Below are 23882 nucleotides of genomic sequence, written 5' to 3' on the forward strand. Positions count from 1 at the left end.
ACTGCCTCCCCTTCAACGTCGCCCGCGCATACGACGAAGCAAAAGGCATCGACACTCCCAAAATCTGGACCGCACAACGCGATCAACAAATGTGGGAAGCCCTGCAAGGCTGATCCCTTCGGGGGTCGGCAACCCCGGCCCCCGCTCCCGACATTTCCCCGGAGGATGCTGACGTGCTGAACGATCGTTACAGCCTGGCTTTCAAGCTATACCCCTACGAACGCTCCTCTGATCAGGATGCGGCGCAGCCCGTGCGGCATCCGGTGGTCATCGTCGGCGGCGGCCCCATCGGCATCGCCACGGCGCTGGATCTGGGCCAGCAGGGCATCCCCGTGCTGGTGCTGGACGATCACGAGGGCATCGGCATGGGCAGCCGGGCCATCTGCTTTGCCAAGCGCACCCTTGAAATCGCCGACCGCTACGGTTGCGGCAGGCCGATGGTGGAAAAGGGCGTGGTCTGGAACCTTGGCAAGGTATTCCACGAGGATCGCCAGATCTATGACTTCAACCTGCTGCCCGAGGCCGGGCACAAGTATCCGGCCTTCATCAACCTGCAACAGCCCTATTTCGAGCGCTTCATGGTGGAGCGTGTGCGTGAATTGCAGGCCACCGGCACACCGATTGAAATTCGCGGCAAGAACCGGCTGGACGCCATCGAAGTGAGGGACGATCACGTCGTTCTGGACATCATGACGCCGGAAGGACCGTACCGGATCGAGGCCGACTGGCTGATCGGCTGTGATGGGGCCTCGTCCCCGCTGCGCGGCATGATGGGGCTGGATTTCGAGGGGCGGGTGTTTCAGGACAGCTTCCTGATCGCCGACATCCGCATGCACAATGACGATTTCCCGACCGAGCGCTGGTTCTGGTTCGAACCCACGCATGGCGCGGGGGCCTCGACCCTTCTGCACAAACAGCCGGATGATGTGTGGCGGGTCGATTTCCAGATCGGCTGGAACGTCGACCGCAAGGAAGAGATGAAAGAGGAAAACATCCGCCGCCGGCTGGATGCTTTCCTTGGCGAAGGGCTGGGCTATGACATCGTCTGGTCCTCGATCTACACGTTCCAGTGCCGCCGCATGAAGCGGTTCCGCCATGGCCGGGTGCTGTTTGCCGGGGATTCCGCGCATCAGGTTTCGCCGTTCGGGGCACGCGGGGCCAATTCCGGCATGCAGGATGTGGATAACCTTGGTTGGAAACTGGGTCTGGTGCTGAAGGAGCAGGCGCCTGAAAGCCTGATGGACAGCTATGATACCGAACGGTGTTTCGCGGCGGACGAGAACATCCTGAACTCCAGCCGTTCCACCGATTTCATCACGCCGAAATCGAAGATCAGCCACACTTTCCGCAACGCGGTTCTGCAACTGGCGGAAAAGCATGCCTTCGCCCGCCCGCTGGTAAATTCGGGGCGGCTGTCACTGCCCTGTGTCTATGACAACGGGCCGCTGAATGGCGAGGATGCCCTGCCCGAGGCCCCCGCGCGCACGCGGCCGGGTGCGCCCTGCCCCGATGCTCCGCTGGCTGATGGTTTCGTGCTGGACAGGCTGGGCGGGGACTTCGTGCTGCTGACAATCGACGCCGATGCGCCGGAACAACTGGATGTGGGGGGCATTGCGCTGCGGCGCGTCAAGCTGTCGGTCAACGATGATGCGACCGGCGCACTGGCAGAGCGGTATCTGGGCGGGGCCACGTCAGCCGTGCTTTTGATCCGCCCCGACCAACATGTCGCCGCCCGCTGGGCCGCTTTTGACGAATCCGCTGTGCGACGCGCCGTTGGTCATGCCTGCGGCAAGGAGTAAGAAGATGGATCTGATCCTGACCCCGAATATTACCGATCCCGATGGTTTCTATGCCCGGCTGATCGCCGCCCATGACGGGCTGAGCGATGAGGAAAGCGCGGCGCTGAATGCGCGGCTGATCCTCGTCCTGGCCAACCAGATCGGGAATGCGGCGGTGCTGGAACAGGCACTGGCCCTGGCACAGGTGGGCAAGTAAACCCACTGAGCGCGCCGTCGCGAGCCTGTCAGACAGAGGGAGTGGCCTCTCGGTCGGCCCGCACATGGGCCGCCAGAGCCGTTTCGGGGCGCTCGTCACAAGGCCCGATGGCGGCGCGCAGCCGGTGCAGTTCCGGCGCCATGATGGCGGTCTCGGCGGCTTGTGCCGGGGATGACAGCCGCAGCAGATCCGGCGCGCTCAGTTCCCCGGCGATGATCTGCGCCAGCGCGCCCAGGCTTCGGGCCGCGCCGGAGCCGATGTCAAAAGCTCCCGTTGCGCCTGACAGCAGCAGTGTAACGATGCAGTGCGCCACATGGGCGGTCGAAGCAAAATCGCGGATCAGACCCGATGCGCGGACCTCTGCGGGCTGGCCTTGTCGTATGGCGTCGATCAGCGATGGCACCAGCCTGCGCCGATCCTCGCCCGGCCCATAAAGGTGAAACAGGCGCGCCCAGACCAGCCCGGTGCCACAGACCGCCGCCAGATCGCAATGCAACTCCGCCTTGGCCTGCCCGTAGGGGGTTGAGGGGGCGATCAGACGGTCTTCATTCCATGGTCCCGCGATCTGCGCATCGTACTCTGCACAGGTGCCAAGCGCCAGAACCCTTGTCCCGCCCGCCGCGCAGAACCGGCGTATCAAATCCAGCGATGCGGCCTGCCATGCCGTGTTGGAGGGGGCGGTCCAAAAGCTGCCATGCGGCACCTCCCAGGCGGCGTGGATCAACAGCGGCGCCAGCCCTGCAACACGCGCGCGGTCTTCCTTGCGCAACAGGTCTGCCCGATGCCAGATCACCCCGGTTTGGGCCGGGCCGGGATGGCGGCTGACCGCATGGACCGGGATGCCGCGAAACCGCAGCTCTGCCAGAATGGCCCGACCGACGAAGCCGGTAGCGCCGGTCAGCGTAACCGGATCAGCCATGTACAAAATCCGGCCAGTCGCGGTCACGGCCCGAGATGGCCGCGGGCGGTGCTGCCCAGCGGATGCCAAAGGCCGGGTCGTCCCAGCGGGCGCCGCGTGCGGCCTCGGGACTGTGCGGCACATCCATCAGATATTCCACCACGGCGCCGGGGGTCAGCGTCAGAAACCCGTGCGCAACCCCGCGCGGCAACAGCAGCGCCGCACCGTTTTCCGCCGAAAGCTCCACCGCATGCCAGCGCAGATAGCCGGGGCTTTCGGGCCGCAGGTCAAGCGCGACATCCTGAATGCGGCCCGCCACACAGCGCACCAGCTTCTGTTCGCCCTTCGGTTCGGCCTGCCAGTGCAGGCCGCGAAGGGTATGAGGAGCCGTATTGGTGGACAGGCTGGCCTGAACGGGCGTGAAATCGACCCCTGCCGCGGCAAAGCTTGCGGCGCACCATGACCGCCGGAAACCGCCCCGCGCATCTTCGTGGCTTTGGCTTTCCACCAGCCAGACGTCGGGCAGGGGTGTCGGGGCCTGCCGCATCAGAGCCGCCGCATTTCCGGCACTGCGGTCCACAGACCCCCGGCAAATCCGGCGCTGCGCAATTGGCCGACGATCTCGGGCGCGATGTTCCAGGGCAGGATCAGAATCTCGTCCGGCCCCATCGCCAGCAATTCGTGCGGGGCAATCACCGGAATATGGCTGCCGGGCAGCAGGCGGCCCTGTTTGGCGGCTGACAGATCGGCCACCGCCAGCAGATCTTTAGGGCGCACCCGCGCGGCATTCAGGAAGGTATTGCCCTTCGCCGCCGCGCCATAGGCTGCTACCTTGCGGCCCATGTCGGTCTTGGCCGCCAGCCAGGCCTGAAAGCCTTGCAGCACCTTGCGGACGCGGGCGTTGAAGCCCCTGTAGAAATCGTCGCTGTCCAGCCCGCGCGCTGCCTCTTCCGCGCGCAGCGCCAGAAGCGCGGGCGAGGCCGGGCGCACAGTGGCCGAAGCGAGAATGCGCAGGCTGCCGCCATGGGTAGGCAAAGTTTCGACATCGAAGACCTGAAGCCCGTGGCGGGCGAACAGCCGCTCCACCGCCAGCAGCGACCAATAGGCATAATGCTCGTGATAGATCGTGTCGAACTGCACCTGATCGACGAGGTTCAGCAGATGCGGCACCTCAACCGACAGCACGCCTTCGGGCGCCAACAGTAGGGCGAGACCGGCGACAAAGCCGTTGATATCGGGCACATGCGCCAGCACATTGTTGGCTACCACCAGATCGGCGCGGCCATGCCGGGCGGTCAGTTGCCCTGCGGTTTCCGGCGTCAGAAAGGCCACTTCCGTCGGCACATCGGCGGCGCGGGCGACCTCGGCCACATTGGCCGCAGGCTCGATCCCGAGACAGGGGATGCCAGTCGCCACGAAATTCTTCAGCAGATAGCCGTCGTTCGAGGCGACCTCGATCACCAGCGATTTCGGGCCAAGACCCAGCCGCGCGGTCATCGTATCGCAAAACGCCCGCGCATGACCGAGCCACGAGGCGGAGGCAGACGAGAAATAGGCATAATCGCTGAAAATCGCGCTGGCATCGACCACATGGTCAAGCTGGACCATGCGGCAGGTGGAACAGACTACCGTTCGCAAGGGAAAGCGCGGTTCGGTGGCCCTGTCCGCATTTGGCGGCAGGTAGGAGTTGGCGACGGCCATGGTACCAAGATCGCACAGGACCGGGCCGAAAGGGGCATCGCAGGCGCGGCAACGGGTTACGGCATCGGCCATGTCAGATCTCCAGATAGCGGCTGATGGCCTGATCGCTGTGCGCGGCCATATCGGTGTCGCGGGCCCAGGCATCGTACCAGCGGGCCGTTTCGGTCAGGGCCTGTGCCGTGCCAAGGCGAGGTGCCCAGTTCAGACGGTGGCGGGCCAGACCGCTGTCAAGCGCGAGGCGTGATTTCTCGGGCATCGGGGGCGCATCGGAAAGACGCCAGTCCAGCGGTCGGCCCGTCGCCGCCTGCCAGCCGGCCAGAAGGTCGCGCACCGGAAGTTCGGCCTCGGCCGGCCCCAGGTTGACGGCTGGCGGGGCATCACCCGTGGCCAGGGTCTCGGCCAGCAGCAGATATCCTGCCACCACATCCAGCACATGTTGGAACGGCCGGGTCGCGTCGGGGTTGCGCAGACGCAGCACTTCGCCTGCCTGCTGCGCCCGGACCAGATCGGGGATCAGCCTGTCCGGCCCGAAATCCCCGCCGCCGATGACATTGCCCGCCCGCGCCGTCGCAAGCGCGGGCAGATCGGCAAAGCTGGCCCGGTGGCTGGAAACCAGAATCTCGCAGGCGGATTTGGAGGCGGAATAGGGATCATCGCCGCCCAGGGCATCGGTCTCGACGAAGGCGGGGCTGCCGTCATTGCGGTAAACCTTGTCCGAAGTGACGATGACCGCCGCTGTGGCACCGGAGCCGCGCAGGGCCTGCAACAGGTGCAGGGTTCCGGTGACATTGCTGTCCCATGTGCCTTGCGGATCACGGTATCCGGTCGAGACGATCGCCTGCGCCGCCAGATGCAACACGACCTCCGCCCCGGCGACGGCCTGCCTGACCGCCCCAGCGTCCCGCAGGTCGCCGCGCAGATCCCGCGCCAGATCCTGGGCCACGTTCAGTGCCCCGAAGGCCGCAGGCCCGGCTGCGGGGGGGAGGGCGAAGCCGGTGACATCTGCACCAAGCGCGGCCAGCATCCGCGCTGCCCAGGCACCCTTGAAGCCGGTATGCCCCGTCAGCAGCACGCGGCGCCCGGCCCAGTACCGGGGATCGGGGCGCCTTACCACAGCTTCCACGGCGCCCGGCCCTCTTCCCACAGGCTCTGCAACTGATCGCGGTCGCGCAGCGTGTCCATCGGCTGCCAGAAGCCGTGATGGTCGAAGGCCATCAACTCACCATCCCGCGCGAGGCTCTTGAGCGGCTCCTGCTCCCAGACGGTCATATCGTCCCTGATCCGGTCCAGCACTTCCGGCGACAGGACAAAGAAACCACCGTTGATCATGCCGCCGTCGCCTGCCGGTTTCTCGGTAAAGGCGCCGACAAGGTTGCCTTTCCGCTCCAGCGCCCCGAACCGGCCCGGCGGCGTTACGGCGGTAACCGTGGCCTGCCGCCCGTGTGCACGGTGAAAGGCGACCGCGGCACCGATGTCCACATCGCCGACCCCATCGCCATAAGTCAGACAGAAGGCAGGGTCATCGCGCAGCAGGTGCCCGACCCGCGCCAGACGCCCGCCGGTCTGTGTTTCCTCGCCGGTGTCGATCAGCGTCACCCGCCAGGGTTCGGCGGCGGGCCGCAGCACTTCGACGGCACCATTGGCCAGATCGACCGTAAGGTCCGAGGAAAGCTGACCGTAGTTCAGAAAGTATTCCTTGATCTGCCAGCCGCGATAGCCAAGGCAGATGATGAAATCCTGAATACCATGAGCGGCATAGATCTTCATGATATGCCACAGGATCGGGCGGCCACCGATCTCGACCATGGGCTTGGGTCTCAGCCCGGTTTCTTCAGAAAGCCGCGTGCCGCGCCCGCCTGCCAGAATGACTGCCTTCACTCGGATGCCACCTTTCTGGCCAGATCATAGAAATTCCGGGTGAACCGCGCGGGCTGGCCCAGAGGGTTCGCGGCGATCTGCGCGCGCAGGCCGTGGCGCAGCGCAAGGCGGCGGGCGGGATGGGCCACCAGACCGGCGGCGGCGGACACATAATCGGCGACCGACAGCGTCGCCAGATCGCCCAGCCCCGCATTGGACAGGTTCGAATAGCTGAGCCGCTCGGGAAAGCCCGCGCCGACAAGGCTGACCGTGGGCACCCCCATCCAGAGCGCCTCGCAGGTCGTGGTGCCGCCGACATGGGGCAGGGTATCCAGCGCGATGTCGATTTCGTTGTAGTGGCGCATATGATCGCCACGGACACCGATGAACTCCAGCCGGTCCGGGTCGACATCGCGGCGGGCGAAGGCGGCTCTCGCCCCCGCGACAAAGCTTCCGACCCCGGCTTCGGGCCGCAGGAACAGGAACCGCGATCCCGGTACGACCCGCAGTACCGCCGCCCAGGCGTCCAGACAGGCGGGGGTGTATTTGTACGGATTGTTCGCCGTGCCGAAGGTCAGATGGCCCTTGCGCGTCTGCGGCGTGCCCTCCGCGATCTCGTGCGGCCAGAACAGTCGCGACAGAGCGACCCAGGTTTCGGGCATCGCGAAGGGCCGTTCGATCAGCAGGCGCGGGTCTTCGGGCTGGAGATAGGGATCGGTCAGGATCAGGTCGATCTGTTCCAGCCCCGCCGAATGCGGATAGCCCAGCCAGCTTGCCCCCAGACGCGCGGGCCGTCGGGCCATCACCTCCAGCTTGTTCATCGCCGTGGACCCGCCGAGTTCGAACAGGATATCGAGCCCGTCCGCCGCGATCCCTTCGGCCACCTGATCATCCGGGCGCTTCGGCCAGTGACGAAAGCCGGTCACCTGCGCTTCCAGATGACGCTGCACCTGATCGGGTTCCTTCTCGCTGAAGGAATAACAGAAGACTTCGACCGCATCGCGATCATAGTTTTCCAGCAACGGCAGGGTGAAATAGGTGATCGGATGGTGCCGCAGATCGGAGGACATGAAGCCCACGCGCAGCTTGCGGCCACCGGCAAGCGCCGGCAGGGCGACGGGCGGAACCGGGGTGATCTGGCGGGCAACGCGGCGTCCCCATTGCCGATGCCAGTCCACCAGCTTCAGCCGGTCGTCCAGGGTCTGCACCTGCCCCAGTTCATAGTGAACCGAGGAATGCAATCCTTGGGCCTGCCAAAGCGGCAGCAGGTTGTCCAGGCTGCCGGTCTGCGCCATCCGGTCTTCGTCCAGCACCCGTTGCAGGATGGTCCGCAGGGTACGCGCGGCCTCGGGGATGCGCGTTGGAAACCGTTCCATCAGCCGTTTGGCCAGATGGTAGGCCCGTTCGATATGATCCGCCTCGTTGCCATACCGGCTGCGCGACAGGCTTTCGGTCAGCCGGTCCAGCGCCACGAAACTGTCGGGATGACCCGCGACCGCCCGTTCCAGCGCCCGGTTCACCTGTTCGCGATCACTGTCCCCGATCAGGTTGGCCAGTTGCAGGTTGGCGGCCAGATGTGCCGGGTCCTGCGCCAGAACCGCGTTCAGGATGGCCTGAGCCCGTGCCACATCGCCGCTGCGAAAGGACAGCCGCGCGTCGATGACAGCCAGTTCGCTGTCCCCGGGCCGCTCTTCGCACAGCTTTGCAATCAGGGCGCGCGCCTCGTCCACGCGCCCGGCAACCTGAAGCGCCTGAACCAGAAACGCCGTCATCTCGGTATCGCGCGGCGCCAGAGCCAGGCCACGCCGGAAGGAATCGCAGGCTTCCTCTGTTTGCGACAGTGCCATCTGCTGACGCCCCAGAAGCCGCCAGAGCGTTGCCGATGTCGGCTCGATCTTCAGGGCACTGCGGAAACAGGCCGCCGCCTTATCCGGCTGGCCCAGAGCCTCATAGACATTGCCAAGGTTCTGCCAGGGTGACCGGTCATGCGGGCGCAGCTTGCGGGCAAGCTCCAGAACTTCGGCAGCCTTTCCAAGCCGCCCGGCGCGTTTCAGCAGAACCCCCATCAGATTGACAGTGGCGCCATCCTTCTGCGCCTTGGCAAACAGGGGCTTGAAAGCTTCCACTGCCTCGGCGTGGCGGCCCAGTTCGGACAGCGCAAGCGCATGGCCGCGCGCGGTCAGCCGTGTCGAGGCGCCTGCTGCCCTTGCCTGGGCAAAAGCGGTGACCGCACCCTGAAGATCCCTGCGATCCAGCGCCTCCTGCGCAGAGGCAAGGGCAAGCTCGGCGGGGGTCAGGCGGATGTCTTTCATGTGCTGCGGCACCGTCAGTTGAACCGATGGCGCAGCACTTCCGCGCCGCGCCGCAAATCCGTGGCGGTGCCGGAATTGTCGACCAGCACAAAGGCGGTGCGGTTGCGTTCAAAGAACGCCAGCGCGCCGTCTCCACGGGCGGTCGCCGTGGCGGGCATGTCCGGTCCGTCGACACTGCGCAGCACGCTGAACAGCAGGATTTCCCCCAGATCAGGCGTTTCGATGACCAGGGCGACGCCCGGACGTTCCGGCGTGGCCACGATCTGCGCGGCGCGGATCGACCAGCCCTGCGGCAGCCGTGGCAGATCAATGCCCAGCCGGGCCGCGATGCGGGTGGGATCTTTCGGCATCGGGCCAAGATCGTTGCTGAGCGCGATGCGCAGGCTCACGGCATCCTGCACGTCCAGTGCGGTCTCGAAAAGCCGGGCAATATCGCCCGAGGGGGTTTCGGGCGTCCGGGGGTAAAGGCCCTGTGCGGTCCAGCCCATGACAAACATCGCCGCCGCTGCGGCGAAAGGTAGCCAGCGGCGCAGTGACTGGCGCTGCGCAAGCCCTGTCTCCAGTCGGCTTGCGGCCAGCCGCATCTGCGGCGGAGGGGGGCTTTCCACCGCAGCCATGGCCAGCCGCAAACCTTCGGTGAGGCGCATTTCGGCCATCACTTCTGCGGCGCGCCCCGGATGCCGCGACAGATGTTCTGCCACCGCATAGCGTTGCTCGCCGTCAAGCTGATCGTTGATGAAGGCGGCGATATCCGTCTCGATCTGGTCCTGGGGATCACCTGTCATCTTGGCCTCGCACCAGTTTGAGGGAAGGGGGAACCGCCCGGGCGGCGGGGCCGTCTTCGAAACGCCGCAGGGCGGCACGGGCCCGGCCGACCCGTGACATGACTGTTCCGGCCGGGATATTGAGGATTGTGGCGGCCTCGGTCACGCTCAGCCCCTCGACCCCCATCAGATGCAGCGCCTCGCGCTGTTCGGCGGGCAGCGCGAGAAATGCCTGGCGGAGTTGCTCCAGCCGGACGACATGTTCGCCTTCGGGCGGCGAAAATCCGGGGTTGCTGTCGGCCCAGGCCTGTTCACGTGCGACCGAAGCGCGGTGCGCGCGCCTTTGATCGATAAAGAGATTGTGCAGGATCGCCATGAGCCAGACGCGCAGGTCCGCGCCCGCCCGGAAGCTGCCGCGCCGTTCATAGGCCTTCAGCAGGGCGCCCTGAACCAGATCGTCCGCTTCCGTTTCGGCACGCGTCAGAACCCGTGCGTAACGGCGCATCGGCTCCAGATGGGGGGTCACGTCAAAACTCTTCATGCCCGGTATACGGAGCGGCGCGCGGTTTCATCCCGCGCGATAGCCCGATCCTTTCTCTCCGACCAGTGCCGCATTGCGTTCGCGCAGATGCGCGGCGGCATCGTCATACAGGAATGGCAGAAACGCATAGCGACGTCCCCGGGTTACGCGGCTCACCTTGTGCAGAAGCGAGCAGGAAAACACCACTGCCCCGCCCGGCGGTGCCTTGAAGCCGCGCGGCCCGTATTCGGGAAAGCTGACCTCGCCGCCGTCGAAATCGTCGTTGAGGTTGACCGAAACCGCAAACCGGCGATGCGCGGTGCCAGAGGTGGTATTGTCGCGATGTGCCGCGAAATGGCCACCATCCTCGGCAGCATAGCAGGAAACGATATACCGCTCCATCCGGGTGACCCTGAACTGGTGTGCCCTGGCGATTTCCGGCACGACGCGCCGCAGGAAGCGGCTTTGCAGGCTGGCGATCAGATCCTTGTCGGTGATGTCAAAATCGCTGCGCTGCTTGTGCTTGCGGTCTGTCATGCCGATAGTGCGGCCGTTGACCTGCCGCATGAAGCCGCTTTCGGTGCCGCCATGGGACTCGTAAAGTCCGATCAGATGACGGCAAAGGTCAGGCTCGAACAGCCGGGGCAGGAACAGGACCGGCGCCTGAAGATCAATGCCGGCAAAGCGTCCGGGGGCGGGCTGCGCCTCCACCAGCGCCAGGAACTCGGCCACATCGCCGCCATCGGCGCGGAATGGGATTGTGGCCACCACCCGCAGCGTCGGGTCCAGCAGAAGCCAGAAGCGGTTCATGGCCAGCTGTCTGGCGGCTGTATCCGCATCGGCCGGAACCGCGCCATATAGTTTGGCCACCGACAGGTCGAAATCCCAGAACACCCGGAAGCCGGGTGTGCGGTTGGCCAGACGGCCCTGCGCCTCGTCGCCGGGATCATTGCTGACCGCGAAGAAGCAGGCGTGTTCGTCGTCGAACAGGTCCGTCCGGGCCAGAACCGCGCGGATGGCGGCCTGCGCCTGTGCATCCCGCGTCGAGCCCAGAAAGCAAAGCGCGATATGGCGTCCGGCTGTGGTATCGAAGGCAAAGCGGGGATTGGCTGGGGTGCGCTGGTAGAACCACGGGGCCGGATCGCCGGGCAGCGGCATGGTCGCGGAAATGGCAAAGGCGTCTGACATGCTGGCCCGTGTTCAGGGGAAATTCCTGACACATACGAAGCCATGCGCGGCTTTCATCCCGAAAAAGATCCGCGCGCCCCGGCGTTACCCCCCCGAACGGAAACCACCGCCCCGGATCCGGGGCGGTGGTTTCCCTGCGGCCGGCGGATCAGGCGGCGGATTGCGCGGCGCCCAGCTTTTTCCGGCGGCCTGCGGCCCAGGTCAGCAGCAGGTGATCCGCCATCAGCCCCATGAAGGCGACGGCAAAGCCAAGCACCAGCCCCTTGCCCACGTCAGTGGACGACAGGGCGCGCTGCATTTCCTGCCCCAGATCCTGTGTGCCGATGAAGGCGGCGATGATGACCATGAAGAGGGCGAACATGATCGACTGATTGGCGCCGATCACCAGCGTGGGCACGGCCAGCGGCAGTTTCACATGCCACAGAACCTGTCGGGGACCGGCGCCTGACATGGCGGCGGCCTCAATGGTTTCGGCGGGCACGCCGCGCAGACCCTCGATGGTGAAACGCAGAATCGGGACCGTGGCAAACACCATCACCGCCGCGATCACCGCCACGTCATTGACGCCGAACAGCATGACCACCGGGATAAGGTAGATGAAGCTGGGGAAGGTCTGAAGCGTGTCGCAGATCAGGATAAACCGGCTGGCGCGCGCAGGGCGCCCCGCGGCCCATACCCCCAGCGGCAGGCCGATCAGCAGCGCGATGACAACGGCCACCGTGACGGTATAGACCGTGATCATGGCGCGGTCCCACCAGCCCGACAGGGCAATCGGCAGGATGAAGGCCAGACAGATCAGCGCAGACCGCGCGCCGCCGACCAGCCATCCCAGCCCGGCCAGAAAGGCCAGCACCGCCGAAAAGGGCAGCCACAGGAAGCCGTCGCGCAGCGGGATCAGAACCCAGGTGATCAGGAACCAGCGCAGCCAGTCGGTCAGCGGGGTGACCAGGCGGATGAAGCCGTCCACCCCGGCATCTATCGGTCCGGCGAGGGTCAGCGCCTGCTTGCGCTCGACCACCGCGAAATAGGGATGCAGGGCAGCCAGCGCGAAGCCGGCAGCGCAAAGCCCCAGCCAGATCAGCAGATGCCGGTTGCGCACCATCCAGGATGCGCCCGCAGTCAGATGCTCGGGCTGTTTCAGCGCCCAGGCCTTCGACAGCCGGTCCAGCACCACGGCCAGCAGTACGATGGTGATGCCGATTTCCACCGACAGCCCGATCTTCAGCGATTGCAGCAGGTTCAGCAGCTTCTGCCCCAGCCCCGGCATGCCGATGAACGAGGCCAGCACCACCATGGCAAGGCTTTGCATGATGACCTGGTTTATCCCGATCAGCAGCTCGGTCCGGGCCGCCGGAATGCGGACGCTGCGCATCAGCTGCCATTTGGTTGTGCCGCTCATCTTGCCGCTTTCGATGATCTCGGGCGGCACAGCGCGCAGGCCCAGCAGCGTCATGCGGATCATCGGTGGCACCGAGAAGATGATGGTGACGATGGCGCCCGCTTTCGGCCCGACGCCGATGAACACCACAACCGGAATCATATAGGCGAAATGCGGCAGCGACTGCGCGATGTTGAGGATCGGGTTCATCACCCGCTCGACCCGGCGGAAGCGCCACGCGAGCGTGCCCGCCAGTATCCCCAGCAGCACCGAGAAGGGCGCCGCGACCACGATGACGGAAAGCGTCTCCATCGCCCATTTCCACTGGCCCATGACCGCGATCCAGACGAAGGTTCCAGCCGACAGCAGTGCCAGGCGCCATCCGGCCAGAACATAGCCCGCCATACCCATGGTGGCGGCGATCACCACCCAGGGGATCGGCCCCAGCATGGGCCAGCGCGATTTGCCGTAAAGCAGGTTTGCCGTCACATCGAGGCAGAATTCCACCGCATCCGAAATGGCGCGGGTGACCACCATCAGGCCCAGATCATCGCGCAGGAAGGCAAAAGCCGTGTTGATCCAGCGGGCAAAGGGCAGGATCAACGGCTCCGGCAGGCGCATCAGCCCGTCCGGCAGGATGAAGCGGCCGAGGCACAGCAGCGCCGCAAGGCAGAACAGGGCCAGCGCGGGCCGGGGAAGGCGGGACAGGGCGCCGCTCATGCCGCAGGCCCCAGCAGAAGATCCAGCGCGGCGGCACGGTCGATCACGCCGCTGATCCTGCCATCCGCACCGCTGACCGGAATCATCGGCCGGTCGTCCTGAAGGATGCGGCGGGCCAGCGTGTGCAGCGTTTCGGTAGCGGGCAGCGCCGTGCCCTCGACGGACCGCCCACTCACCGGCAGCGCCAGCGCCCCGGCATGTACCACCCTTGCACGATCCACCGCCGAGGTGAACTTGGCGACATAGGGCGTGGCGGGGGCCATGACGATGCGTTCGGGCGTGTCGATCTGTTCGACCGCGCCGTCCTTCATGATGGCGATACGGTCGGCAAGGCGCAGCGCCTCGTCGAAATCATGGGTTATGAAGACGATGGTCTTGGCCATCATGGCCTTGAGTCGCAGGAATTCATCCTGCATCTCGCGCCGGATCAGCGGGTCCAGCGCCGAAAAGGGTTCATCCAGAAACCAGATGTCCGGCTCTACCGCCAGACTGCGGGCGATGCCGACACGCTGTTGCTGCCCGCCCGAAAGCTCGCGCGGGAAATAGCCTTCGCGCCCACCCAGACCAACCAGATTGAGCATCTCGCTGGCCCGCGCGATGCGCGAAATCCGGTCCTGCCCACGCATTTCCAGCGGAAAGGCCACGTTTTCCAGAGCGGTGCGATGCGGCAGCAGGCCGAAGCTCTGAAACACCATGCCCATCTTGCGGCGGCGCAGGTCGATCAGCTCGGTTTCCGTCATCGCGCCCAGATCGCGACCTTCGACCGTGATCGCCCCGGAGGTAATGTCGATCAGCCGGGCAAGACAGCGGATCAGCGTGGATTTGCCCGAACCGGACAGCCCCATCACCACCAGCATCTCGCCGCGTGCGATATCGAGAGAGACGTTGCGCACCGCCGCGATATGGCCGCTGGCGCGCAGTTCCTCCATCGTGGTGTCGGGGCCCAGCCGGCCAGCCAGCTGCGCCGGGTGATCGCCGAAAACCTTCCAGACATTCTTGCAGGAAATCACACTTTTGTCTTGAGCCATTGCCGGACCTCGCAGGGAAGAAAGGGCCACCCGGCCAGGCCGGGTGGAGTTGGGCGTGCTGTCACAGGGAAGTGACGGACGTACGCTCGGGCGAAGTCACTCGGTCCAGGGCTTCCAGACGGCCTCGTTCGCGGTCAGCCATTCCGCTGCGGCATCTTCGGGTTCCATGCCGTCCACATCGACGAGCTTGGCCATTTCCGCGATCTGGGCATTGGTGAAATTCACTTTCTGAAGCACCGAATAGGCCTTGGGCCATTTGGTCTTCATCTCGTCCCAGGCCGCGATCTTCAGATAGCCATTGGCCGGATTGCCACAGTCATAAACCTTGTCCGGCAGCGGGCCCTTTGCCGGGTCTTTGTCGCAGCCTTCCTCCCAGGCCGGGAATTCCACGAATTCGCCGGGCCAGACTGCTTCGGCGAAGTTGGGTGTCCAGTTGAACAGGACGATCGGGGTCTTGCTTTTCTCCGCTGCGGCGATTTCTGCCCAGAGCGCGGCGGCAGATCCGGCATTGACCACGACGAAGTTCATGCCAAGCGCATCGACCTTTTCCTGGTCATGTTTCAGCCAGTCCACCGGGCCGCCAAGGAAACGACCCTTGTCGCCGGTTTCGGGCGTGGCGAACAGCCCGGCGCATTCGTTCAGCGCCTTCCAGTCGGGCAGGCCGGGGCAGGCATCCTTGGTCCACATCGGATACCACCAGTCCTCGCGGGTGATGGCGGTATGGGTGGCGACGTCGTGGATGCCGCCCTTCTCGACCGCCGCGCGGAACGAATTGCCGAAGGCGCCTTCCCAGACCTCCAGCTCCAGCGTGGCATCGCCCAGACGGATCGCCTCGTACACCGCCTGACTGTCGGTCGAGACATATTCGACGGAATTGCCAAGCGACTGGAACATCTGTCCGACGACGTTGGACATCACGATCTGGCTGGACCAGTTGTGAATCGGAATGATGATCGGGTCCGGGGAATCCTCGGCGATTGCGGTTCCGGTGGTCAGCACAAGAGCTGCTGTGGAGATGAGCAGGCGCGTTCTGTTCTGCATGGTTTTCGGTCCCTGTTGTCTGGCGCCGGTGTCGGGGCGGCGTTTTTCCCCGGAAAGGTGACATCTTTCCTGAGAGGCAATGTTAGCCAGCGCTTGTGAACAGGTCAGACCACCGGGATGAACAGGCTGGAAAAAGTTGTTACAAGATGTTAACAGAATATCAACCAGCAAGACGAGGCGGATCGACCCTTGACCTCAGCAGCGGCGCATATCGTTGTGATCGAAGACGATGCGGTAACCCGGACCGCACTTGCCGGGTATCTTGAAACCTTCGGTTATCGCGTGACCGTCTGTGCGGGGGCCGAGGCCGCTGAACGGGTATTGAACCAGGAAAGCCCGGATCTGCTGATCGTCGATATCAACCTGTCCGGCAAGGACGGGCTGGAAATCACGCGCGAACAGCGGGCGCGGTCGGAAATCGGTATCATCCTGCTGTCAGGCCGCACCGATGATGTCGACCGCATCGTCGGGCTGGAACTGGGGGCGGATGACTATGTCTGCAAGCCGTTCAACCGTCGCGAATTGCTGGCGCGGGTGAAGAACCTGCTGCGCCGCACGGCGGCCATGCGGCAACTGGCGCGCCGGGTGGTGCATTTTGCCGGTTTCACCTTCGACACGGCGGCGCGGCATGTGGTCGGGGCGGGGGGAGAGTCGATCCAGCTGACCCGCGCGGAATACGAACTGCTGCGCGCTTTCGTCCTGAACCCCGGAATCGTGATGAACCGGGACAGGCTGCTGTCGGCCATCACGCACCGACGCAACGTGACCAGTACGCGGACGGTGGATGTGATGGTGAAGCGCCTGCGCGAGAAATTCGGCGATGACCCGAAAGTCCCGCGGATCTTTGGCACTTCGCACGGCGAGGGCTATGTGTTCACTGCGCCGCTGGCATGAACGGCACAGGCGCGGACAGTACGGACAGCGTGTCACGCAGATCATGCTCCGCCCGCGCGACAGCAGCCCGCAAGGCGGCGAGCGTGGCTTCATCCGGCAGCGCATCCGTCCGGTTCAGCCCGGACAGAAGCGCCAGAAGCTCGGGCATGTCAAAATTACCGACCGCGCTTTTCAGCTGATGCGCCTGGCGTGACAGCGCCGTCCGGTCCCCGGCGCGGACCGCCGCGATGACAGCCTCGGCCCCCGGCCGCAGCGATTCCAGCATCAGCCGGACAAGGGTGCGGGTCTGGTCCGGCCCGAGGTCGGCCAGTGCTGCCTGGACCGAGGCGGCCACTGCGGGGGCCTGGCTGTGGCGGTTCAGCACGGCAACCAGCGTTTCCGGCGACAGCGGCTTGGCGATGATGTCATTCATGCCCGCAGCCCGGCAGGCCTGCACATCTTCGGGCTGCACATGGGCCGAAAGGCCGATGACCGGCAGCCGCGCGGCCATCGGGCCGGACAGGGCGCGGATGTTGCGGGTTGCCTCGATGCCGGAAATGCCGGGCAGATTCACATCCATCAGCACGGCGTCAAAGCCGCCCTCAGCCACCAGCGCCACCGCTGCCTCGCCGGTTTCCGTCAGGGTGCAATGGTGCCCGAGCGTCCGCAGGAAGGATCGCGCGACCTCCTGATTGACCGGGTGATCCTCGACCACCAGCACCTTCAGCGGCCGTGCGGCGGGTTCCGGCAGGGTGATCATCCTGTCGGCAGGCGCGGCCTCGGCGCGCTGGAACGGCACGGTCAGGGTGAACGTCGCGCCCTTGCCCGCGCGGCTTTCGGCGGTCAGAATCCCACCCATCAACCCGGCCAGCCTGCGCGAGATCGACAGGCCAAGCCCGGTGCCGCCATAGGTGCGGGCGGTCTGGGCGTCTTCTTGCTGGAAGGGGGTGAAAATCCGCTCCATCGCCTCGGGTGCGATGCCCTTTCCGGTATCCTCGACCTGAAAGCGCAGGCGCAACACGCCGTCGCGCCCGTCGGTCGGCAGAAGAATGGCGCGCAGCACCACTTCGCCTGTGGCGGTGAACTTGACGGCATTCGACAGCAGGTTGAACAGGATCTGCCGCAGCTTGCCCATATCGCCCTGCAAGGGTGGGACCGGCGCTTCCGGCAGCACCGTGCGCAACTGCAAGCCCTTCTCCTCGGCCACCGGCGCCATCAGCAGGGTGATATCATGCAGCGCCTCCGTCAGGTCGAAGGCCATGCTTTCAGTGTCGGCGGTGCCCTGATCCAGTTTGGAATAATCCAGAATGCTGTTCAGAAGCCCCATCAGGCCATTGCCCGAGGCGAGGGCAACATTGATGCGGGCGGCCTGATGATCCGTCAGCCCTTCCTGCGGCAGGCTGCGCAACATGCCCAGAACCCCGTTCATCGGCGTGCGGATTTCATGGCTCATCATCGCCAGAAATTCCGACTTTGCGCGGTCCGCCGCTTCGGCACGGGCCCGGGCGGCATCATGCGCCGCGACCTCGCCGCGCAGTTGTTCCGTCTGTTCGTCCACCAGTTGCTGAAGCTCGTTGCGGTGGCGGTGCAATTCCTGCAGATGGCGCTCGCGCTCGGTCGCGAAGGCGCGGTTCGCGATGGCTTGCAGACGGAACACCTCGACTGCGCGTTCCATCCCTGCAATCTCGTCGGCGCCGTCCGGCTGGATGATCGGGCCAAGATCACCCTCGGCCAGCCCGGTCATCCGGGCCGACAGCGCATCCAGCCGCCGGATCAGGTTGCCCCGCACATAAAACCACAGCACCGCCATCGACAGAACCAGCGCGAGCATGGCCGAAAAGGCATAAAGCCGCTGCGTCGCGGTGATCGCCTGTTCGGCGGCCCGTCCTGCCGCGACCGCGCGTGCCTCGATCCCGTCGGCAAGCGCCGCCGCCGCAAGTTCCAGCGTCACAGCGGCCTGACGCAGTTCGGTTTCCGCTGTGGCGATGTGATCGGTCAGCACCAGAACCGAACCGGCGGTTTCGAACAGCGTGGCAGTTTCCGGCGGTGTCGCCACCCCCGAGCCGATGGTGCGCAGCAACACCAGCGCCCGTTCGGCGCGGCGTGGATCGTTCACCGAGGCCAGACGCCGCGCGATCACCTTGGCGCGCAGGTCCAGATCCTGCCGGATGCCATCGAGTTCGTCCTGACTGCGTACCCCCGCCACACGGTTCAGCAGCAAGCCGACCTCCGAGGCATGGGCGCGCAGTTCGAACATCAGGCCCATCTGGAACAGATCGACCTCGATCAGCTTGTCCAGTGCCTCCAGCCGGGTATGCAGGCCCGAGGCCGGGTCCATTTCAAGGTCATAGAGGCTGGAAATGACCGCTGCCGCACCCATTTCGGCATTGGCCACAAGCGTATCGGCGATTTCGGTCAGTTCGACTGCGGCAATGCGGCCCGCCTGCAACTGTGCGTCACGGCGGGCGATCAGATGGATGCGCTGCCGGACCTGCCCGTCGATTGCCACCAGAGCCTGACGCACCGCCGCCTCTGCCTCCAGCACGCGGGCCAGCGCCTCGCCCCGGACTGCGGGTTGCCGGGTCAGGCGGTCCCGCAGCGCGTCCGCCTGCGCGAACAGGAAGGCGGATCGTTCGGTGCGCTGCGCCTCGTCGGTGACGGCCGCCAGTTCGGGGGCCATGGCGACGACCCGACTGGTTTCCTCGGCAACGCCGCGCACTTCGGAAATCGCCGGAATCGCCTCGGTCACCACGCGCGACTGAATGCGCGCCACATCCTGCAACTCGAACCAGCCCAGAATGCCGGTCGCGACCGGAAAGCCCGCGATCAGCAGGACGGCCAGCATGAGCCGCCCGCCGAGGCTCGATTTGTAGTCGAGGATACGCAATGCTTGCCTCTGGGGTGCTGTTCACCGCAGGTTAACATCATTTCCGCTGAAGGGGAGAGGGGGGAAGATGCGCAAACTGCCGGGCCTTACCCTTGCACTTGCCGGATGGCTGGGCGCCAGCCTGCCCGCCCTTGCCGAAACGGTCTGGAAGCTGGAGGCGCGCAGCTTTCCCTTCGATGACAGCAGCCCGGCCCATCCGGTAAACTATCACCCGCTGGATCATGCCACGCGGCCGTGGCGGCTGTGCATTCTTTATCCGCACCTGAAAGACGCCTACTGGCTGTCAGTCAATTACGGGATGGTCGAAGAGGCGCGGCGGCTGGGTGTGGCCTTCGATGTGTTCGAGGCTGGCGGATACCCCAATCTCGACCGGCAGGCTGAGCAGCTGAAAGGCTGTTCGGGGGCTGAATTCGATGCCGTGATTCTGGGAACGGTCTCTTATGACGGGCTGACCCCGCTGGTCGAGGCTCTGGCGGCGCGCAAACCCGTTATCGCGGCGGTGAACGACATCGACGATCGGGGAATCTCCGGCAAGGCCAGTGTTCCCTGGACGGAAATGGGCGCCGCCGCCGGGCGTTTCATCGCCGCGCGCCATCCGCGCGGCAGCGCGCCGGTGCGGCTTGCATGGTTTCCGGGGCCGACAGGGGCGGGCTGGGTCAGTTTTGTCGAACAGGGGTTCCGGTCGGCCATCGCCGGCAGTTCAGCAGAAATCGTGACGACACTTTATGGGGATACCGGGCTGGAGCAGCAGGTGCTTCTGGTCGAAGAGGCGTTGGATCAGCGGCCCGACATCGACTATCTGGTGGGAAGTGGCCCGATGGCCGAAGCCGCCGTGTCGATCCTGCGGGCGCGGGGCGCGACGGATCGCGTGCGGGTTGTTTCGACCTATCTGAGTCATGCCGTCTATCGCGGGGTGATCCGGGGGCGGATCATGGCAGCGCCCACCGATTTTCCCGTTGAGCAGGGTCGGCTTTCGGTCGAGATGGCGGTTCGGGCGCTGGAGGGGCGGCTGGAGCTGACACATGCCGGGCCGCCGATCCTCGTGGTAACCGCGGAAACTGCCGGCCCTGCCGTGGTCGAAGGCTCACTGGCTCCGGCCAGTTTCGTGCCGGTCTTTTCGCTGGCCCCGCCGCCCTGATCCGGCGCTGGTGCCGGGCTGTTCAACGGCAATTTTGTTTGCAGGCAAACAAATAATTCATTATTTTCAATAGATTGCGACTCAGCCCCTTCTTGTGTAGAGCCTGCGCAGCCCCTTGCTGCCCGGAGGAACGCCCGATGTCGCCCAGCCTGACCGAAATCCGGCAGAACCTTGCCCATGCCTATGATCTTGCCCCCTCGCTGGATCTGGCAGAGCAGACGCGTGAGATCTGGGGCCGTATGGCGCGGGTGGTGCCCTTTGCCGACTGGGCCATGCACGCGCCCTATGTTCAGGCGATCAACCGGCTGAAGGCGGAACGCGGCGCGGTGGTTCTGGCGCATAACTACATGACGCCCGAAATCTATCACGGGATCGCCGATGTGGTGGGCGACAGCCTGCAACTGGCCATCGCCGCGACGCGGGTGGACGCGCCGGTGATCGTGCAATGTGGCGTGCATTTCATGGCCGAGACCTCGAAAATTCTGAACCCCGGCAAAACGGTGCTGATGCCCGACATGGCGGCGGGCTGTTCGCTGGCCGAGGCGATCACGCCGGAAGGCATCGCCGTGATGCGCGCGCGGTATCCAGGGGCGCCGGTGGTCAGCTATGTCAACACCACGGCGGCGGTGAAGGCGGCCTCGGACATCTGCTGCACCTCGGCCAATGCGGCGCAGATCGTGCGGGCACTGCCGGGCGATACTGTCATTATGACGCCCGACAAGTATCTGGCGCAGAACGTGGCGCGGCAGGTGCCGGAAAAGCGGGTGGTCTGGTGGGACGGGGCCTGTATCGTCCACGAACGCTTTACCGCGCAGGATCTGCGGGATTTCCGCGCGTTCCAGCCCGATACGACCATCATCGCCCATCCCGAATGTCCGCCCGATGTTGTGGCGGAGGCGGATTATACCGGCTCTACCTCGGGCATCATTGATTTCGTCGCGCGCGAACGCCCGGCGAAGGCCCTGCTGGTGACGGAATGTTCGATGGCCTCGAACATCGCCGACGCCCATCCGGCGGTGGAGTTTGTCGGCCCCTGCAACATGTGCCCCTACATGAAGATGATCACGCTGGAAAAGGTGCTGTGGTCGCTGCATTCCATGACGACCCCGGTCGAGGTGGCGGCGGAACTCGTGGCCCCCGCCCGCGCGGCGGTGGAGCGGATGATCGCGCTTTCCGCCGCGAAGGCCGCCGCATGATCGAGACCGGCCGCATCGTCATTCTGGGGGCGGGGATTGCCGCGCTGACGGCGGCACTGCGGCTGGCCCCGCGTCCGGTTCTGGTGATCTCGCCCGATCCTCTGGGGCAGGGCGCCTCGTCGGCCTGGGCCCAGGGCGGCGTGGCGGCGGCGCTGGGGCCGGATGACAGCGTGGCGGCGCATGTGGCCGATACAGTAGTGGCGGGGGCGGGCATCGTCGACGTCGCCGTCGCGCAGGCCGTGGCCGAGGCGGCGCCCGAGGCGGTTGCGGCACTCGTGGCGTTGGGTGTGCCGTTCGACCGCGATGCCGCAGGGGCCTTCGCCCTGTCGCGCGAGGCGGCGCATGGGCAGGCGCGTGTCGCAAGGGTGCAGGGCGACAGCGCCGGAGCCGCCATCATGGCGCGGTTGATCGCCGCCCTGCGCAACACTCCTTCGGTTCAGGTGCTGGAGGGGTTTGCGGCGGAACGGCTGGCGCTTTCGTCCGGCTGCGTCACCGGCGTCTGGCTGGGGCGCGCGGACGTGCCCTCGCAGCCCGTTCTCCTGAAGACGCCTGCGGTTCTGCTGGCCTCGGGCGGGGCGGCGGGGCTTTATGCGATCACTACCAATCCGGGCCGGGTGCGCGGGCAAGGGCTGGGCCTTGCCGCACGGGCGGGGGCGCGGGTGGCGGATGCGGAATTTGTGCAGTTCCATCCCACCGCCATCGCCTGCGGCGGCGACCCCGCGCCACTGGCGACCGAGGCGCTGCGGGGCGAGGGCGCGTTGCTGGTCAACAGCCGGGGGCTGCGCTTCATGGCGGGCGCGCATCCGGCGGCCGAGCTTGCGCCGCGCGACATCGTGGCCCGCGCGGTCTTTGCCCAAAGCCAGTCCGGGCTGGCGCCGGCGCTGGATGCGCGGGCGATCTTTGCCGGAAACGGAAAAGCGCATTTCCCGACGGTGGCCGCCGCCTGTGCGCAGGCAGGGATCGACCCGGCGCGACAGCCCATCCCCGTCGCCGCAGCCGCGCATTACCACATGGGCGGCGTGGCTTGCGACCTGCGTGGTCGCAGTTCGTTGCCGGGGCTGTGGGTGGCGGGCGAAGTGGCCGCGACCGGGCTGCATGGTGCGAACCGCCTGGCCTCCAACGGACTGCTGGAGGCGCTGGTGATGGCTACACGCGCGGCGGCGGATCTGGCAGAGAACCTTCCCCCTGGGGAAGCCCCGGAGGTGCATCTGGCACCGCAAGTCGTTGGGCTTGGCCCTGACCCTGCCATGGTGGCCGATCTGCGTGGCCTGATGACCGATTGTTGCGGCGTGATCCGCAGCGAATCCGGCCTGCGCCGTGCGCTGGGGGATCTGGCCCTGATGTCCCGGCGCGCGCTGCCGGAACCGATGCTTAACATGGTGGCGGCGGCAACGCTGATTGCTGCTGCCGCGCTGTTGCGGTGCGAAAGCCGGGGCGGGCATTTCCGCGCCGACCATCCGCAACCCGATCCCACTCTGGCCCGCCGCAGCCGCCTGACGCTGGCGGAGGCCGAGGCGCTTCGTGATGAAAAGGTACCTGCCTGATGCTGCCCGACCTTCTTCTGGAACCCCTGGTCCGCAACGCCCTGACCGAGGATCTTGGCCCGACCGGCGATGCGACCGTCGCGGCGGTCATCCCGCCGGGGCTGCGCCAGGCGGTGCGGCTGAACGCGCGCAGTTCCGGGGTTGCCTCGGGCCTGCGGCTGGCGGCGATGGCGTTCCGCATGGTCGATCCGGCGCTGCGGGTTGTGGCGCTGGCTGAGGATGGCGACCGTTTCGAACCCGGCACGACGCTGATGACCGTTGAAGGGGCGGCGGGGTCGATCCTGATGGCGGAACGGGTGGCGCTGAACTTTGCCGGGCGCATGACGGGCATCGCCACGCTGACTGCCGCCTTCGTGGCCGAGACGCGGGGCACCCGCGCCCGCATCACCTGCACCCGCAAGACCACGCCGGGCCTGCGCGCGGTGGAAAAGGCTGCCGTGCGGCACGGTGGCGGCTCCAGCCATCGCTTTGGCCTGTCGGATGCCATTCTGATCAAGGACAATCACATCGCCGCTGCCGGGGGAATCCGGCCGGTGCTGGAGGCCGCGCGGGCGGCGCGGTCCCATATGATGCGGGTCGAGATCGAAGTGGATCGTCTGGACCAGCTTGAGGAGGTGCTGGCGCTGGGCGTGGCGGATGTCGTGCTTCTGGACAATATGACGACCGCGACACTGGCCGAAGCCGTTGCCATGACGTCGGGGCGTGTGGTGCTGGAGGCGTCGGGCAACATGGCACTGCCGCGCATCGCCGAGGTGGCGGCGACCGGGGTCGATTACATCTCGGTCGGGGCGCTGACGCATTCTGCCCCGGTGGTCGATCTGGGGCTGGATGCCTGAGCGCGG

At 65.9% G+C, this 23882-nt stretch carries 20 protein-coding genes and 1 pseudogene; 8 read left to right on the forward strand and 13 right to left on the reverse strand.

Features of this window, described 5'->3' with window-relative positions; all coding sequences use genetic code 11:
• From C8N34_RS23185 to C8N34_RS23195, 3 genes and pseudogenes are all read left to right on the forward strand, one after another.
• Positions 1–113 (forward strand): annotated as a pseudogene (locus tag C8N34_RS23185) (MBL fold metallo-hydrolase); the annotation flags it as partial.
• 60 nt (positions 114–173) lie between these two features.
• Positions 174–1799, forward strand: coding sequence for an FAD-dependent oxidoreductase (locus C8N34_RS23190; protein WP_108130689.1), 1626 nt, complete (start codon positions 174–176; stop codon positions 1797–1799).
• A gap of 4 nt (positions 1800–1803) precedes the next feature.
• Positions 1804–1995: a DUF2783 domain-containing protein gene (locus tag C8N34_RS23195; RefSeq protein ID WP_108130690.1), complete on the forward strand. Its 192-nt coding sequence runs from the start codon at positions 1804–1806 to the stop codon at positions 1993–1995.
• Positions 1996–2023: 28 nt separating this feature from the next.
• Here C8N34_RS23195 and C8N34_RS23200 read toward each other — a convergent pair whose 3' ends face one another.
• The 12 genes from C8N34_RS23200 to C8N34_RS23255 form a co-directional block, all read right to left on the reverse strand.
• Complete coding sequence (locus C8N34_RS23200) at positions 2024–2914, reverse strand: NAD-dependent epimerase/dehydratase family protein (RefSeq protein WP_108130691.1); 891 nt, start codon at positions 2912–2914, stop codon at positions 2024–2026.
• On the reverse strand, positions 2907–3440 hold the full coding sequence (locus tag C8N34_RS23205; protein WP_108130692.1) for a dTDP-4-dehydrorhamnose 3,5-epimerase family protein: 534 nt from the start codon (positions 3438–3440) through the stop codon (positions 2907–2909). The genes C8N34_RS23200 and C8N34_RS23205 overlap by 8 nt, the downstream gene beginning before the upstream one ends.
• Positions 3440–4666 carry a class I SAM-dependent methyltransferase gene (locus C8N34_RS23210; protein ID WP_108130693.1) on the reverse strand — a complete coding sequence of 409 codons (1227 nt, stop codon included), beginning with the start codon at positions 4664–4666 and terminating at the stop codon, positions 3440–3442. The genes C8N34_RS23205 and C8N34_RS23210 overlap by 1 nt, the downstream gene beginning before the upstream one ends.
• Position 4667: 1 nt before the next feature.
• Positions 4668–5717, reverse strand: a complete 1050-nt coding sequence (gene rfbG, locus C8N34_RS23215) for a CDP-glucose 4,6-dehydratase (RefSeq protein WP_199750758.1) — start codon at positions 5715–5717, stop codon at positions 4668–4670.
• Positions 5702–6472 carry a glucose-1-phosphate cytidylyltransferase gene (gene rfbF / locus C8N34_RS23220; protein WP_108130694.1) on the reverse strand — a complete coding sequence of 257 codons (771 nt, stop codon included), beginning with the start codon at positions 6470–6472 and terminating at the stop codon, positions 5702–5704. The genes rfbG and rfbF overlap by 16 nt, the downstream gene beginning before the upstream one ends.
• Positions 6469–8763, reverse strand: coding sequence for an O-linked N-acetylglucosamine transferase, SPINDLY family protein (locus C8N34_RS23225; protein ID WP_108130695.1), 2295 nt, complete (start codon positions 8761–8763; stop codon positions 6469–6471). Before C8N34_RS23225 ends, rfbF begins: the two co-directional genes overlap by 4 nt.
• Before the next feature lie 14 nt (positions 8764–8777).
• Positions 8778–9548, reverse strand: coding sequence for an anti-sigma factor family protein (locus C8N34_RS23230; protein WP_108130696.1), 771 nt, complete (start codon positions 9546–9548; stop codon positions 8778–8780).
• Positions 9538–10053, reverse strand: a complete 516-nt coding sequence (locus C8N34_RS23235) for a sigma-70 family RNA polymerase sigma factor (RefSeq protein ID WP_242013893.1) — start codon at positions 10051–10053, stop codon at positions 9538–9540. The genes C8N34_RS23230 and C8N34_RS23235 overlap by 11 nt, the downstream gene beginning before the upstream one ends.
• 42 nt (positions 10054–10095) lie before the next feature.
• A complete protein-coding gene (locus tag C8N34_RS23240; RefSeq protein ID WP_108130698.1) occupies positions 10096–11235 on the reverse strand; it encodes a 2OG-Fe(II) oxygenase family protein in 1140 nt (379 codons plus the stop codon).
• Between the two features lie 148 nt (positions 11236–11383).
• Positions 11384–13333, reverse strand: coding sequence for an ABC transporter permease (locus C8N34_RS23245; protein ID WP_108130699.1), 1950 nt, complete (start codon positions 13331–13333; stop codon positions 11384–11386).
• On the reverse strand, positions 13330–14361 hold the full coding sequence (locus C8N34_RS23250; RefSeq protein WP_108130700.1) for a quaternary amine ABC transporter ATP-binding protein: 1032 nt from the start codon (positions 14359–14361) through the stop codon (positions 13330–13332). The genes C8N34_RS23245 and C8N34_RS23250 overlap by 4 nt, the downstream gene beginning before the upstream one ends.
• Positions 14362–14457: 96 nt before the next feature.
• Entirely contained in the window at positions 14458–15402 is a 945-nt protein-coding gene (locus tag C8N34_RS23255) for an ABC transporter substrate-binding protein (protein ID WP_054302011.1), read from the reverse strand.
• A gap of 189 nt (positions 15403–15591) precedes the next feature.
• Between C8N34_RS23255 and C8N34_RS23260 the strand changes: the two genes are divergently transcribed.
• A complete protein-coding gene (locus C8N34_RS23260; RefSeq protein ID WP_054302010.1) occupies positions 15592–16296 on the forward strand; it encodes a response regulator in 705 nt (234 codons plus the stop codon).
• Here C8N34_RS23260 and C8N34_RS23265 read toward each other — a convergent pair.
• On the reverse strand, positions 16277–19162 hold the full coding sequence (locus C8N34_RS23265) for an ATP-binding protein (RefSeq protein WP_145693824.1): 2886 nt from the start codon (positions 19160–19162) through the stop codon (positions 16277–16279). The two genes, C8N34_RS23260 and C8N34_RS23265, sit on opposite strands and share 20 nt — an antisense overlap.
• 67 nt (positions 19163–19229) lie before the next feature.
• On the opposite strand from C8N34_RS23265, the gene torT reads away from it, so the two are divergent.
• The 4 genes from torT (at position 19230) to nadC (ending at position 23876) form a co-directional block, all read left to right on the forward strand.
• A complete protein-coding gene (gene torT, locus C8N34_RS23270) occupies positions 19230–20300 on the forward strand; it encodes a TMAO reductase system periplasmic protein TorT (protein ID WP_108130702.1) in 1071 nt (356 codons plus the stop codon).
• Positions 20301–20437: 137 nt separating this feature from the next.
• Positions 20438–21496: a quinolinate synthase NadA gene (gene nadA, locus C8N34_RS23275; protein ID WP_108130703.1), complete on the forward strand. Its 1059-nt coding sequence runs from the start codon at positions 20438–20440 to the stop codon at positions 21494–21496.
• Positions 21493–23040 carry an L-aspartate oxidase gene (locus C8N34_RS23280; protein ID WP_108130704.1) on the forward strand — a complete coding sequence of 516 codons (1548 nt, stop codon included), beginning with the start codon at positions 21493–21495 and terminating at the stop codon, positions 23038–23040. The genes nadA and C8N34_RS23280 overlap by 4 nt, the downstream gene beginning before the upstream one ends.
• Positions 23040–23876, forward strand: a complete 837-nt coding sequence (nadC, locus tag C8N34_RS23285) for a carboxylating nicotinate-nucleotide diphosphorylase (RefSeq protein ID WP_108130705.1) — start codon at positions 23040–23042, stop codon at positions 23874–23876. Before C8N34_RS23280 ends, nadC begins: the two co-directional genes overlap by 1 nt.
• The last annotated feature ends 6 nt before the right edge of the window (positions 23877–23882 follow it).

Source organism: Gemmobacter caeni, assembly GCF_003054195.1.
Lineage (GTDB): Bacteria > Pseudomonadota > Alphaproteobacteria > Rhodobacterales > Rhodobacteraceae > Gemmobacter > Gemmobacter caeni.

Coding starts and splice junctions, on each gene's coding strand:
- C8N34_RS23240 (WP_108130698.1), bottom strand. CDS start 11,235: ATGTCAGACGCCTTTGCCATTTCCGCGACCATGCCGCTGCCCGGCGAT.
- C8N34_RS23225 (WP_108130695.1), bottom strand. CDS start 8,763: ATGAAAGACATCCGCCTGACCCCCGCCGAGCTTGCCCTTGCCTCTGCG.
- C8N34_RS23195 (WP_108130690.1), top strand. CDS start 1,804: ATGGATCTGATCCTGACCCCGAATATTACCGATCCCGATGGTTTCTAT.
- C8N34_RS23230 (WP_108130696.1), bottom strand. CDS start 9,548: ATGACAGGTGATCCCCAGGACCAGATCGAGACGGATATCGCCGCCTTC.
- C8N34_RS23205 (WP_108130692.1), bottom strand. CDS start 3,440: ATGCGGCAGGCCCCGACACCCCTGCCCGACGTCTGGCTGGTGGAAAGC.
- torT (WP_108130702.1), top strand. CDS start 19,230: ATGCGCAAACTGCCGGGCCTTACCCTTGCACTTGCCGGATGGCTGGGC.
- C8N34_RS23245 (WP_108130699.1), bottom strand. CDS start 13,333: ATGAGCGGCGCCCTGTCCCGCCTTCCCCGGCCCGCGCTGGCCCTGTTC.
- C8N34_RS23280 (WP_108130704.1), top strand. CDS start 21,493: ATGATCGAGACCGGCCGCATCGTCATTCTGGGGGCGGGGATTGCCGCG.
- C8N34_RS23200 (WP_108130691.1), bottom strand. CDS start 2,914: ATGGCTGATCCGGTTACGCTGACCGGCGCTACCGGCTTCGTCGGTCGG.
- nadA (WP_108130703.1), top strand. CDS start 20,438: ATGTCGCCCAGCCTGACCGAAATCCGGCAGAACCTTGCCCATGCCTAT.
- C8N34_RS23250 (WP_108130700.1), bottom strand. CDS start 14,361: ATGGCTCAAGACAAAAGTGTGATTTCCTGCAAGAATGTCTGGAAGGTT.
- nadC (WP_108130705.1), top strand. CDS start 23,040: ATGCTGCCCGACCTTCTTCTGGAACCCCTGGTCCGCAACGCCCTGACC.
- C8N34_RS23255 (WP_054302011.1), bottom strand. CDS start 15,402: ATGCAGAACAGAACGCGCCTGCTCATCTCCACAGCAGCTCTTGTGCTG.
- C8N34_RS23210 (WP_108130693.1), bottom strand. CDS start 4,666: ATGGCCGATGCCGTAACCCGTTGCCGCGCCTGCGATGCCCCTTTCGGC.